Source organism: Microbulbifer sp. CNSA002 (assembly GCF_047324085.1).
Lineage (GTDB): Bacteria > Pseudomonadota > Gammaproteobacteria > Pseudomonadales > Cellvibrionaceae > Microbulbifer.
Window position 1 is genome coordinate 3935371 of the sequence record NZ_CP172449.1, and the last position, 13601, is coordinate 3948971.

The 13601-nt window shown below is 51.6% G+C and carries 13 protein-coding genes; 3 read left to right on the forward strand and 10 right to left on the reverse strand.

Features of this window, described 5'->3' with window-relative positions:
• Positions 1-261 precede the first annotated feature (261 nt).
• The gene (locus ACG1BZ_RS17515) at positions 262-1164 is read right to left on the reverse strand and encodes a hypothetical protein (RefSeq protein WP_413662946.1); all 903 of its coding nucleotides are present in this window, start codon (positions 1162-1164) and stop codon (positions 262-264) included.
• A gap of 336 nt (positions 1165-1500) precedes the next feature.
• On the opposite strand from ACG1BZ_RS17515, the gene ACG1BZ_RS17520 reads away from it, so the two are divergent.
• Entirely contained in the window at positions 1501-2580 is a 1080-nt protein-coding gene (locus tag ACG1BZ_RS17520; protein WP_413662947.1) for an integron integrase, read from the forward strand.
• Between the two features lie 59 nt (positions 2581-2639).
• Here ACG1BZ_RS17520 and aroC read toward each other — a convergent pair whose 3' ends face one another.
• Positions 2640-3716 carry a chorismate synthase gene (gene aroC, locus ACG1BZ_RS17525; RefSeq protein WP_413662948.1) on the reverse strand — a complete coding sequence of 359 codons (1077 nt, stop codon included), beginning with the start codon at positions 3714-3716 and terminating at the stop codon, positions 2640-2642.
• A gap of 173 nt (positions 3717-3889) precedes the next feature.
• A complete protein-coding gene (gene prmB, locus ACG1BZ_RS17530) occupies positions 3890-4813 on the reverse strand; it encodes a 50S ribosomal protein L3 N(5)-glutamine methyltransferase (RefSeq protein ID WP_413662949.1) in 924 nt (307 codons plus the stop codon).
• Positions 4814-5155: 342 nt separating this feature from the next.
• Between prmB and folE the strand changes: the two genes are divergently transcribed.
• Entirely contained in the window at positions 5156-5698 is a 543-nt protein-coding gene (folE, locus tag ACG1BZ_RS17535; RefSeq protein WP_282933775.1) for a GTP cyclohydrolase I FolE, read from the forward strand.
• Positions 5699-5752: 54 nt separating this feature from the next.
• Positions 5753-6097: a 5-carboxymethyl-2-hydroxymuconate Delta-isomerase gene (locus ACG1BZ_RS17540; protein ID WP_282933776.1), complete on the forward strand. Its 345-nt coding sequence runs from the start codon at positions 5753-5755 to the stop codon at positions 6095-6097.
• On the opposite strand, the gene ACG1BZ_RS17545 is transcribed toward ACG1BZ_RS17540, so the two are convergent.
• From ACG1BZ_RS17545 to ACG1BZ_RS17575, 7 genes are all read right to left on the reverse strand, one after another.
• The gene (locus ACG1BZ_RS17545) at positions 6094-6972 is read right to left on the reverse strand and encodes an alpha/beta fold hydrolase (RefSeq protein ID WP_413662950.1); all 879 of its coding nucleotides are present in this window, start codon (positions 6970-6972) and stop codon (positions 6094-6096) included. The two genes, ACG1BZ_RS17540 and ACG1BZ_RS17545, sit on opposite strands and share 4 nt — an antisense overlap.
• 121 nt (positions 6973-7093) lie before the next feature.
• A complete protein-coding gene (sixA, locus tag ACG1BZ_RS17550; RefSeq protein WP_413662951.1) occupies positions 7094-7546 on the reverse strand; it encodes a phosphohistidine phosphatase SixA in 453 nt (150 codons plus the stop codon).
• Positions 7547-7671: 125 nt separating this feature from the next.
• Positions 7672-8154, reverse strand: coding sequence for a DUF4389 domain-containing protein (locus tag ACG1BZ_RS17555; RefSeq protein ID WP_413662952.1), 483 nt, complete (start codon positions 8152-8154; stop codon positions 7672-7674).
• A gap of 13 nt (positions 8155-8167) precedes the next feature.
• Positions 8168-9199, reverse strand: a complete 1032-nt coding sequence (locus tag ACG1BZ_RS17560; RefSeq protein ID WP_413662953.1) for an NAD(P)H-dependent glycerol-3-phosphate dehydrogenase — start codon at positions 9197-9199, stop codon at positions 8168-8170.
• Between the two features lie 246 nt (positions 9200-9445).
• Entirely contained in the window at positions 9446-11365 is a 1920-nt protein-coding gene (gene htpG / locus ACG1BZ_RS17565; protein ID WP_413662954.1) for a molecular chaperone HtpG, read from the reverse strand.
• Positions 11366-11465: 100 nt separating this feature from the next.
• Positions 11466-12668: a serine hydrolase domain-containing protein gene (locus ACG1BZ_RS17570; RefSeq protein ID WP_413662955.1), complete on the reverse strand. Its 1203-nt coding sequence runs from the start codon at positions 12666-12668 to the stop codon at positions 11466-11468.
• A 241-nt stretch (positions 12669-12909) separates the two neighbouring features.
• On the reverse strand, positions 12910-13512 hold the full coding sequence (locus ACG1BZ_RS17575) for a peroxiredoxin (protein ID WP_143730920.1): 603 nt from the start codon (positions 13510-13512) through the stop codon (positions 12910-12912).
• Positions 13513-13601: the final 89 nt, after the last annotated feature.

Below are 13601 nucleotides of genomic sequence, written 5' to 3' on the forward strand. Positions count from 1 at the left end.
TTCCTATCTTACTGGCACTCCACGAAATTGCACCGAACTACCTCTTTTTACAACACCCGAGCGAACACTCTAGGAGCGAAACTGCTTGAATAGCAATCATTAAAATTGCTCAACACCGGATGCTATTTAGTGGCACTAAACCTTCAGTTACCACGAAAAATCAATAAAACCGACCGCCACAATAACGCCTGGTTCAGCCGCGCCTCCGACGGCGGCGGTCGGGTGGAGGGGCGAAGCCCCGGAACGAACTGGAACCATTTGTTATAAGCGGTTTGTTACGAACTTCATTTTTAAGTTGCCAATTTGTTTGTGTTTTTTATTTAACATTAATCTTACATCATCCCAATCTGTTAAGACGGCAACCCTTTCTATAATGTCACTGATTGGTTCTGCTTCTTTTAATTTAAAGGCTGACAAACCAACCTTTAGACCATCGGACTCTTTAACGTACTTTTCTATAGAAAGATCAATTGTATTTCTAGATTGATTACTAACCTCCTCAATTAGTCCTACTATTTTCGAATGAATAATGCTTAACGAACCAACATAACCTCTAGCAGCAAGTAGCAAGTCATATTTCTCTGGCATTTCATTCAATGTTGATTTTTTGAACTTTTTGTTTTTTGATAGCTCTATCTTACTTACAAATATCTGTGTTTTAAGTTCAATTCTACTTTCTTCTTCATCAGTCCACTTAAAAGGGTAACTTGTTGAATGAACGGCTAAACCGTTATGCTGGACATGATTCCTAAGTGCTTCCATCAGCCTGTATTCAAATGAAGCATCATATTCTTCATTGAAGTATGATTGAGCTTCTTTAAATTTATCTTCAACTCCACTGAATATACTCTTTACATGAGAAGGAACCTGATCTACATAAAGCTTTGTAGAAGTTAACAAATTTACGATTCGCCTATTTGTTGAAATTCTGTTTTGGAAAAACTCTATATGATTAGATGGAGATGAAACTAATGAGTCGGCAGATATAGAAAGAATTTCTTTTTCCAAGTCCAAATAATTTGATAATAAGATTTCAAATTTTTCAGCAATTGATAAAGCATAATTCAGAGTTTCTCTTGATAATTTGATTTTGTGAAATTCCTCTGAACTAATATCTAGTTCAGGATATTTACCAAGAGCTTGTATTTTAAGAATATATTTCATAAATGATGATGCTTGTTGAGCTTATAACAGTTAATTCAAAAGAAGCATCTTTATATCATCCTTCTATATAATTCCACTCACTTCTTTCAAGATAACCTCAAAAATCCAATAATATCAAAAAGTTAAGAAATTTGGCATATTTCTCTACAGGTAGATATATAGCAGGCGCTATATATCTACCTGCTTTTTCTGCTCTTTATAACATTACCAACCCTGTAAAAATCAAAGAGATAGATCGTCACCTCCAGAAATAGGAGAAGCTTCTCTTGAATTCTGATATTGACAGCAGGACAAAAGAGCAAATACTGTATATAAAAACAGTCTAAGGGCAATATCATGGACGACATTCGCCACAAAATCCCAGGTAAGCCTGAACGATTTATGGACAATCTGCGATTTCATATTCGAAAGCAAGGACTATCGTACCGAACAGAGCAAACTTACACCCATTGGGTTAAACGTTTCATTCATTTCAATAAAAAGAAGCACCCTGCCGATATGGGATCTGTTGAGATTGAGACATTTCTTTCTCACCTTGCAGTTCAAGGTCTTTGCTCAGCAAATACACAGCGAATAGCTCTGAACGCTCTGATATATCTGTACAAGAGATTCTTTGGTAGAGATATTCAGGCTCTGGACTTTAAACTGGCAAAACAACAGAAGTACTTGCCTGTGGTTTATAGCCGTAGAGAAATATCAGCAATTTTGGATTGTTTGGAAGGCACCTACAGATTACAGGTTGAACTAATGTACGTTAGTGGTCTTCGCAGTGCCGAACTGCTTTCTTTACGCATAAAGGATATAGACTTCGACAGCAATAATATTTTTGTTCGAGGTGGTAAGGGGGATAAGGACCGCACTACGATATTACCTAATGGGTTAATTGTGCAGTTACATAGGCAGGTGGAGACTGTTTCCCTATTACACCAACAAGATCTTTTGGCTGGTTCTGGTTCGGTTTATTTACCTAACGCTTTGGAAAGAAAGTATCCAAGTGCAAGCCGACAACTCGCTTGGCAATACCTTTTCCCTTCCAGCACCATAGGCCAATGTCCTCGCTCCGGTGAAAACAGAAGGCACCATATGCACGCAACAACTTTAGCGCGCCAGGTTCGTATAGCTGTCAAACTAGCGGGAATCAACAAACCGGCGCGTTGCCATGCATTTCGCCATAGCTTCGCGACCCACTTGCTCGAAGCGGGTTATGACTTGCGTACGATTCAAGAGCTGCTAGGGCATTCGGATGTTAGTACTACTGAAATTTATACCCATGTCGTAAATCGGGGAAATAAAGGCGTTTTAAGCCCTTCAGACCGACTGCGCAACATTAATAAAATTGAGGAGGCTGGAGCTAACTATTTTGTTGGGAGCAAGGTGGGGGAAGCCCAGGGGCTTGGCTTATTGGCTGCATCTTAGTAGCGAAGAGATTGGATACCGGGCTTTCGCCGGTATCCAATAGAAAAAAGCCGATCGAATTATCCCGGTGTTACATCTCCGTTTTGCGCGCGGTGGCGCAGTGCGTGATCGATCAGAACCAGGGCCATCATGGCTTCGGCGATAGGCGTTGCTCGAATACCAACACAGGGGTCGTGGCGGCCTTTGGTAACGACTTCAATGGGATTGCCGGAGCGGTCAACGCTGCGGCCGGGAATGCGCAAACTGGAAGTCGGCTTCAGGGCGATATGGGCAATGACATCCTGCCCACTGGAAATACCACCCAAGACACCCCCAGCATTATTCGACAGGAACCCCTCTTCCGGAGTGATTTCATCTCGGTGCTCAGTGCCCTTCTGCTCCACGCTGTCAAAGCCAGCTCCAATTTCCACGCCTTTTACCGCGTTAATACTCATTAAGCCGTGGGCCAGATCTGCATCCAGGCGATCAAAAATAGGTTCACCCAGTCCGGCTGGGACGCCGCTGGCGTGTACTGAGATACGCGCACCGATGGAGTTCCCCTCTTTGATCAGCTCCTGCATATAGGTCTCCATTTCGGGGACCCGATCGGCATCCGGGCAAAAGAAGGGGTTTTGTTCTACCTGATCCCAATCCAGTTTTTGTACTTTAATCGGGCCCAATTGCGAGAGATAACCGCGCACTTCAATGCCGTATTTTTGTTTCAGCCATTTTTTGGCGATGGCCCCGGCGGCAACCCGCATGGCAGTTTCACGGGCGGAGGATCGGCCACCCCCACGGTAGTCGCGGATGCCGTATTTTTGCCAATAGGTGAAATCGGCATGGGCTGGCCTTACCTGTTCAGCGATATTGCTGTAGTCCTTGGAGCGCTGGTCGGTATTTTCAATCAACAGGCCAATAGGCGTGCCGGTGGTTTTTCCCTCGAAAACACCGGAAAGGATTTTTACCTGGTCGGGCTCGCGGCGCTGGGTGGTATAACGGGAAGTGCCGGGCTTACGGCGGTCCAGCTCTCGCTGAATTTCTTCTTCACTGATCTCCAGACCCGGAGGGCATCCATCGACGATACAGCCGAGCGCGGGGCCGTGGCTTTCGCCAAAGGTGGTGACACAAAACAGCTTGCCAAAGGTATTGCCCGACATAGACGACTTTTCCAGCTAGTAGGTAGTAAAACAGGATGGCCCACAATAGGGGCGCGCATTATAAATGATCTGCCCGCCTCAGTGCGCAGACTGGGGCAAAAAGCACAAGTGTCCGCAGAACCGGGCTTGTACCCATAACCCGGCAACCGAGATTGCCGGGGAGGCAAAAGGAATTATTCCTTTTCGAAGTAGGGTTGATAGGCGAGTAGTTCTTCCCGGCTGATGGCAAAAACACCGTGGCCGCCATCCTCAAACTCGGGCCACATAAACGGCACCTCCGGGAAGGCTTTTTCCAGGGCTTCCCAGCTATTGCCCACTTCGCAGATCAACAGCCCGTCGGGCTGTAAGTGGTTGGCAGCCTCGCGCAGCAAGCGGCGGGTAAAATCGAGACCGTCATCGCCAGAGCCCAGGGCTATATCCGGCTCAGCGTGGTATTCCTTGGGCATTTCAGCTAAATCGCGGGCATCGACATAGGGCGGGTTGCACACGATCAACTCATAACTCATACCGTGCAGGCCGGAAAATAGGTCCGACTGAACTGCGCGCACGCGTTCGTTCAACTCGTGACGATTGATATTGATCTGTGCCACTTCGATCGCGTCCTCGGAAATATCGCTCACATCGACACGCGCTTCCGGGAAGGCCTCGGCACAGGCGATACCGATACAACCGCTACCACAGCAGAGATCCAGAATCGCCAGGGGCTCAACATTGAGCCAGGGCTGGAAGTTGTGGCGAATCAGCTCGCCAATCGGTGAACGGGGTACCAGTACCCGCTCGTCCACATAAAATGTCATATCGCAAAAATGCGCTTCCTTAGTCAGGTACGCCGCCGGTACCCGCTCGCTAAAGCGCCGCTCCAGGATAGTGAGTACGTCGCGGCGCTCCTCCATGGTCAAACGGGCCTGGAGTATCTCCGGCTTACTGTAAGGGGGGAGATGCAGGGCGTGGGTTACCAGTAAAACGGCCTCGTCCCAGGCATTGTCGGTGCCATGGCCGTAGTAGAGGTCGGCCTCATTGAATCGGCTGGTCCCCCAGCGGATATAGTCCAAAACAGTGGTCAGTTCGTGGAGGCTTGTTTCACGCCTTTCTATCATCAATCTATCCTTAAGTGCTTTGTATCTCGTCGGGGCCCACTGTCACTAGCGGGTGCCCTCTGTTGCTGCTGCAGAGGGGCCAATCAATGCCCGGGGAGTGTAGTTTGCTCACACCAAATAAGCGACGAGTAAGGTTAAGTGGCCATTTTACAGCTGCTACCTAAAGACCCTAAGCCATTTTTCCGCCCTACTTCGCTCCGCCCTGCTAACAAAATAGCCTTCGCCAGTGGTCGTCAAATAACAGCTAACAAGCTCCTCGGGCCGCGAGGATCTTTACTCTCGGGTTACAAACGCTTAGGGTAGCGCACCCGCCCTTCGGGCTGAGATGTTGGAAAGAGCAGCATGAACGAACATTACGCGCGAATTATTGAAGCAATCGGCGAAGATCCGCAACGCCCTGGGCTCAAAGACACCCCGGAGCGCGCCGCCAAAGCCATGGAATACCTGACCCGCGGCTATAAACAGACCGTGGAAGATGTAGTCAACGACGCGCTCTTCCCGTCCGACTGCAGCGAAATGGTGTTGGTTAAGGATATCGAACTCTACTCCCTGTGTGAGCACCACCTGCTGCCGTTTATCGGCCGCGCCCACGTAGCCTATATTCCCAATGGCAAGGTCGTTGGCCTGTCCAAGGTAGCACGCATTGTGGATATGTTTGCGCGCCGCCTGCAGATCCAGGAGCAGCTGACCGTAGAGATCGCCGAGACCCTGCAAAACGTTACCGGTGCTGCCGGTGTCGGCGTGATCATCGAAGCCAAGCATATGTGCATGATGATGCGCGGTGTGGAAAAACAGAACTCTGTGATGAAGACTTCGGCTATGCTCGGTACTTTCCGCAGCAACCAGGCCACCCGCAACGAGTTCCTCTCCCTGCTGCGCCAGTAAACGCCACAGGTACCCAGCGGCCGCCAGGGCCGCTTTGACCGAGGAGTGACCGCTATGCCTCACCTGATCATAGAGTATGCGAAAAATCTGGAAGAGAAGATTTCTGTCGCTGCACTGGTCAGCTCGGCTCAGGAGGCGATGCACCGTTCCGGTTTGTTCGCCTCCCACAATATCAAGACCCGCGCCAAGTCCTACGATCAGTTTATTGCTGGGGACAATGGCAACAGCTTTATCCACGCAGAGATCCGCTTGCTTGAAGGGCGCTCTACGCGGGAAAGGGAGGCATTGAGCTCGGCTGTTTTTAACAGCCTGTGCCAATTTGCCGAAGGAGTTCCCGCAGTCTCGGTAGAGGTGCGGGAGATGGATGCCAGCTGCTATTCCAAGCGGGTTCCCTTCTAAGCGGTTTCACCGCGCAAGAAAGGCCCAAACCACTCTGCAATCGCCCGGGCACCACTCTCCTCCAGGTGCAAGTGGTGGCTTCCGGGAATCTCACGTGCCTCAATACCCGGAAACTCTTGCAGTACAGGGCGCAGGCGCTTGAGCATATCTGCGATACCGTCTTCAGCTAGAACCAGCTGCACCGGCATCTTCAATCGGGATAAGTAAGCTTTAATCTGTGGCTCATTGAGCTTGGCTGTGGAAGCCGCCATCAGCCGGGGATCATTACTCCACATATAGCCACCCTCCACTTCCCGGGTGCCCCGCTCGGTCAATACCTGCGCAGCCCACTCAGTTAGCGGAAACATGCCATTTTTGCGCGCTTCGACCGCCTCTTCGAAGGTACCGTAAACCCGCAGCTTGCGCGTGCCGTAACGGGCTCTCTGGGCAATGGCCTTGGCCAGGTTCTCCGGAGCTTTTTCATCTTCGGTGGAGGGAGGTACCAGGCCATCGATCAGTGCCAGGCGCTTTACCCGATCGGGAAAAGCACCAGCGGTTATCACCCCAGCGATAGCACCTCGGGAGTGCGCCACAATGGAGAACTTGCGCCAGCCGAGCGCGTGCACCGCCCCCAAAATATCTTCCGCCTCTTCCCAGATGTTGTAGTTGGCATCGAGTGAGCGGTGATAGCTGCGTCCGTGGCCCGGCATATCTATCGCTACCAGGTTAATTCCGCTCAGCAGGGGAGCCAGCCGACTGAAGGTGGCACAGTTATCCAACCAGCCGTGAAGAGCAATTACCGGCTCTCCCTCCGGGTCGCCCCACTGACGTGCAGCAATCGACTTGTGATCAAACTCAAGGGTGATTTCACGGGGAGTGATTTGATTTATCGCCAAAGTGATATCCACCGGATAGTGACTAAAACAGGTGGTGAAATGGTGCGGCCCACCAACAACATCCGCAATGACAGTTGTGATCAGCGCAATAGGGATTTACTGGCAGACACGACCGGAAAAATTACTCTGCGTGCTGCAACCACTCCAGGTCAGCGCAGCCATTAGCCCATACATCCGCACTGACACAGGCGAGGCTGGAAGTGCCCATCGGGTGTTCATTAACGCTGCCACAGAGGCCATTGAGCAGGCTGCCCACCAAAGGCTGGTGGCTAACCAGCAGAAGCGGAAAGGTATCCTGGGTTTGCAAATGGTCGAGCAGTTGCTGTGGGTGGGTATTGCCGATCAGCAGCGGTTCGGTAATAACGGGCAATCCCAGTTGAGCAGCAGCAATCTCAGCGGTTTCCTGGGTGCGTACAAATGGGCTGGCCCAAATTGCCTTTACCGCCGCCAGTTCCTCGGCGCGCTTTTTACAAACCTGTGCAACCTGCCTGCGCCCGCGCTCTGTCAGGGCTCTCTCTGCATCATTGGCGAGCATGGGCTCGGCTTTACCGTGACGCAAAATAAACAGCTGCATGGGGCTTCCTCAAGGGTAGGTTGTGACTTTGTTGATATCTGCGGGAATATTCGTAGGGAGGGCAGCGGATATTTATCCGGTGCCCACGGATAAGGCACCGGATAAATTAGCGATAGGAAAAGCGATCAGTTCTTGTCGACAGGTTTGTCGGCGTCGTCGGCACTTTCCTCAACCAGCTCGGGCTTTTCGCTGCTCTCAGGCTCGGAGCTACCCAGGATAATGGCATCCTCGGCTTCGTCTTCAGCCTTTTCCTTTTCACGCTTTACTTCCGTAGAAACCACTTCTGCAGAAACATCTTCGGCGCCCTCGTAACCGGACAAATCCTCTACTTCAGATTCAGGCCACTCGGCAAACGGGAAAGGTTTTTCGTCGGAGTTGTAGATCAGGAACTGGATCGCCTGGTAAACATAGGAGGCGAGCTGATCGCCAAAGCGACGCAGATTATCGTTGGATTTCCCGCTGATAATCGAAAACAGGAATTGCAGTATCACTACCGCCATCAGTAACCACGCGGCAACCTGAAGGCACACTGCAAACAGCACCATATAGATAAGGCGCACCCACTGGTTGCCGGAAGTAAGATTGCGCTTTAGATCGTCATTTTTCATATGAGGCTTCCATTTAAGGCTTGGCCGAGTAGGCCACATCAAAAGTTTGTGCGCCCGACATCAAATTGCGAATCACCTCAGGAATCGGCCGCTGTTCAAATAATATGGCGTGAATCGCGGAAACCAAGGGCATGTAGACACCCATTTCGTCAGCTTTCTGTTTAATCAGACGAACCGTATTCACACCTTCGGCCACCTGACCGATTTCTGCGACAGCCTGATCGAGCGGCTTGCCTTTACCGACCATATACCCCACCCGATAATTTCGGCTGAGGTCTGAGGAACAGGTCAGAATCAAGTCGCCAACACCGGCGAGGCCGATAAACGTCATGGGATCGGCACCCATCGCTTCGGCAAAACGCATCATTTCTGCCAGGGAGCGAGTAATCAATAAACTGATGGTATTTTGCCCGCGCTCCAGTGCCGCAGCCATACCAGTGATGATCGCGTAGATATTTTTTAGCGCACCGGCAAGCTCTACTCCAAACACATCACTACTGGAATAAACCCGAAAAGTCTCCGAGTGCAGTGCCGATTGAATCGCTTTGCAAAGTGCCTCGTCTTCACTGGCCACCACCGTTGCAGTGTAGTGCCCCGCAACAATTTCTTTTGCAAAATTTGGTCCGCTCAAGACCCCGACACGCATGTCGGTGGTTTCCTCGCGCAGGATATCGCTCATTAAGTGGAAGTTGTCGTGCTCGATTCCCTTAGTGGTGGAGATCAGCATGGTGCCCGGCGCCAACAACGGGGCTACTTTTTTTACCACCTCGCGAAAGGATTTACTGGGTATCGCGACAAAAACGATACTGCAACCATCGACCGCTTGCTCCAGGTCGCTGGTAAGTTGTAATTCCGGGTGCAGCGGCACGCCGGGCAGGTATTTATGGTTTTCTCGAGTGTCGCGACACTCAGCCGCCGTCTCCGCGTTGCGCATCCACTGGCGGGTGTCGTGGCCGTTGCCCGCCACAATGTTAGCAATCGCGGTTCCGAAACTGCCGCCGCCCAATACGGCAATAGCGAGGGGGTTGGAAGTTTCTTTTTGCATTGTCACACCGATAAAGCTTCTTATAAGACTTGCGGATTATAGAGGCATGACCCGCTGAGCCCAATGGGGTCAATTTGTTTTAAACTTCTGCCAATTGTGCGAAACGGCACAGTAAATAGCAAAAACGGCCCTCTGCCTTGACCAACCGATAAAACACCGCTCGATCCGGCAGGGGCCGCTTCTGGGACCAGCAAAGTCTAAAACAACTCCGCTGGCCATCGCTTAGCACTAATTAATAGCGCTGACTTAGCCGTGCATTTCCAGCAACAGCGTGTTCAGGCGGCGCACATAATCCGCCGGATCTGCCAACTGGTTACCAGCGGCCAGGTTAGCCTGGTCCATCAGGATATTGGTGAGATCCGCAAAGCGATCTTCATCCGCCTCCTGGTCCAGACGCTGTACCAGTGGGTGGGACGGATTGATTTCAAAGATCGGCTTCGCATCTGGCAGGGCCTGGCCGGCCTGTTCCAGGATGCGGCGCATTTGCGGGCCCATATCCTGTTCGCTCACCACCAGACACGCTGGGGAGTCCACCAGGCGAGTGGTTGCGCGTACGGATTCAACGCGACCTTCCAGAACTTCCTGTACCCGCTCAACCAGGGCACCGGACCCCTGCTCAACTTTTTCGCGCTCAGCCTTGTCCTCATCGCTCTCGGCTTCACCCAGATCCAGCGCACCTTTGGCCACGTCCTGGAACTGCTTGCCGTCGAACTCGTTCATATGGCCCACGAACCACTCGTCCACCTGATCGGTGAGCAGCAGCACTTCGATACCCTTCTTGCGGAATACTTCCAGGTAGGGGCTGGACTTGGCCGTAGCGAAGTTGTCGGCACACACGTAGTAGATCGCCTTTTGGCCATCCTTCATGCGACCCACATAATCTTCCAGGGATTGATCCTGCTTCTCGGTATCGGTATGGGTGCTGGCAAAGCGCAACAGCTTGGCAATTTTCTCTTTGTTGGAGAAATCTTCAGCCGGACCTTCTTTCAATACATTGCCGAACAGATCCCAGAACTTCTGGTACTCATCGCCATCTTTCTTCGCCAATTTATCCAGCATATCCAGAACACGCTTGGTCAGCGCACTCTTGATCGCATCGGTATTGCGATCTTTTTGCAGGATTTCACGGGATACGTTCAGCGGCAGGTCGTTGGAGTCCAGAACACCCTTCACGAAACGCAGGTACAGCGGCAGGAACTGCTCCGCATCGTCCATGATAAAAGTGCGCTGTACATACAGCTTGAGGCCGCGAGCGGCATCACGCTGGTACAGATCAAACGGTGCGCGCGCAGGGATGTATAGCAGGCTGGTGTAATCCTGTTTACCCTCTACGCGGTTGTGGCTCCAGGTTAAGGGATCGTCGAAATCGTGGGAGATATGCTTGTAGAACTCCTTGTACTCCTCAGATTTCACATCGGAGCGGGGACGAGTCCACAGGGCCTGGGCAGCGTTTACTGCTTCAAACTCAGGCGCCTTTTCTTCTTTCGGCTCTTCGCCCTCTTCCGCCGCCGGCATTTCCTCTTTCAGCATTTCCACCGGAATGGCGATGTGATCGGAGTACTTTTTAATGATGGAGCGCAGGCGCCAGCTATCGGCAAACTCTTTCGCTTCTTCTTTCAGGTGCAGAACCACCCGGGTACCGCGCTGGGGCCATTCAACAGTCTCTACGGAGTATTCCGCTTCACCGTGACACTCCCAGTGCACACCCTGATCGGAATTCAAACCGGCGCGACGGGTGAATACGTCCACTTTGTCAGCGACGATAAAGGCGGAGTAAAAGCCCACACCGAACTGGCCGATCAGGTGCGCATCTTTCTTCTGGTCTCCGGTCAGCTGCTGCATAAATGCAGAGGTGCCGGAGCGAGCGATAGTACCGAGGTTTTCGATAACTTCATCGCGGCTCATACCAATACCGTTATCGGTAATGGTGAGCGTGCCCTCTTCCTTGTCAAACTCGATGCGAATACGCAGGTCTGCATCTTCGCCAAGTAACTCAGGCTTGGACAGCGATTCAAAACGCAGCTTGTCGGCGGCATCAGAAGCGTTGGATACCAGCTCGCGCAGGAAAATCTCCTTGTTGGAGTAAAGCGAGTGGATCATCAGGTGCAGTAGCTGCTTGGCTTCCGTCTGGAATCCATGGCTCTCTTTTTGGGCCTCAACGGTCATCTATTCGGTCTCCCCGTACACGTCAATCGGAACAGGGAGCAAATATTGGGATCAGCCAGCAGGTTTCAAGGGGGGAAGGACAATCACTTACCAGTGGAGATCAGCGATCTCCACTGGTTTGAGCGGTAGCAAGGTTACCTTTACCGGTAATATCGATTACGAAATTGGCAGTGAGATCTGAGATCACACGGGACTCCGCATTCATCAGAATAGCGATACCCACTTTCAACTTTTCCGAGTAGGCAACCGCCGCACGGAAGCCCGCAACCCAACCGCCGTGGTAAATAATACGATCGTCACCAATGGTATAGAGGCGCCAGCCCAGACCATAGCCCGCGTGAGACAGGTAATCTCTCCAGATACGATGGCGCATATGGCGCTGGGTAGCGACTCGCTCAGTAGTCATATCGGCGATCACTTCCGGTGACAGTACCTTCGGGTAGTAGCCCATCTGCGCTTTCAGCCACTGGGCCATATCGGAGATACTGGCATTCACTCCCGCCGCCGGTGCAGCAAAGTAGTATTCCTTCTCCACTTTTACCGGGCGCCAGCCGCTGCCTGTCTGAATATGGGGTGCCGCACGGTTGTCGGAGGCCATAAAGCTCTCCCAGCCGACCGATGCGTTCTGCATTTTCAGCGGGACAAAAATTCGCTTTTTCAGCTGGCTGGCAAAGGAGACCCCCGTCGCCTCAAAAATCACATCCTCAATCAGGCTGAACAACACATTCTGGTAGCCGTAGCATTTTCCCGGCGTGCAGCGCGGATCGATATTGGCAAACTTGGGCAATATCTTGCTGAGAGGCTTGTTGTCCTCAAGGTAGTTGTCGTAGGCGTTTGGGGTCAGGCCCGAGGAATGGCTGAGCAAGTGTTCCACCTGAAGCTGGCGAGACAGCGAGGGCGTCTTAAAGCTCAGGTCCGGCACATAGTTGACCACCTTGTCATCCCATTTGAAGCGATCTTCATGCTCCAACATAGTGGCCATACTGGCAGCGAAGGTCTTGGATACCGAGGCCAGACGGAACACCGTATCCTGATCCACCTTGCCGGATTTACCCCTGACCCTGACGCCATAGGTGTCCATCGCGACCACCCGGTTGCCATCCACGATGACATAGGCGCCGCCGGGTATAGATTTACCCGCCATCATCTGTTTGAAGTATCGGCCAAACTGTTTGGCCCTGTCGTCTATATCAGCCGCTTGCGCAGGCAGGGACAGACTCCCCAGAATCACCAGGAAGAGAAAAAAACGTGCCATAGAGGCGCGCATGACGTAGACGATATTTGAAAGAATTGCAGGTCTCATAAGCAAATCGAGCCGCCAAAGCAATCCGGTAGTTGCAGATAAGACTAGCAGCCAGCGGGCAAAAACTCTATTTAGGCGCCACGCAGGACTGACTGCTGAATTCTAGTCTGCACTTTTCTCCGGCGCGGGGACGGCCATGCCAATCAGCGCAGGTCAGCGCAACAAGGCTTGTACAAACAAAAAAACCGCCTTGCGGCGGTTCTTCTTTTTGGGGTCCGGAGACCCCAGCGCAAAAAGCGTCTTACAGCTTCTCAGCGTTCTCGCTCAGGTAAGCCGCTACACCTTCAGGAGAAGCGTTCATACCTTTGTCGCCTTCCTGCCAGCCGGCGGGGCAAACTTCACCGTGCTCCTGGTGGAACGCCAGAGCGTCAACCATGCGCAGCATTTCGTCAACGTTACGGCCCAGCGGCAGATCGTTAACTACCTGGTGACGTACATTGCCTTCTTCGTCGATCAGGAAGGAACCGCGGAAAGCAACACCAGCGTCAGCTTCTACGTCGTACGCCTGGCAGATTTCGTGCTTAACGTCTGCAACCAGGGTGTACTTAACCGGGCCGATACCACCGTCGTTGACGGAGGTGTTACGCCATGCGTTGTGAGAGAACTGGGAATCGATGGATACACCGATTACCTCAACACCGCGCTTTTCAAACTCAGCGAAACGGTGGTCGAAAGCGATCAGCTCAGAAGGACATACGAAGGTGAAGTCCAGCGGGTAGAAGAAAACTACAGCCTTCTTACCTTTGATTGCTTCTTTCAGGTTAAAAGTATCGACGATCTCGCCGTTACCCAATACCGCTGCAGCGGTGAAATCCGGAGCCGGCTTGCCTACCAGAACTGCCATGAAAACCTCCTCAATCCAATGATGGGTTGTTGATGATACGTAGGGTGTTCAATTTATGAGCAACAGCTATAAATCGAATGGGAATTAAT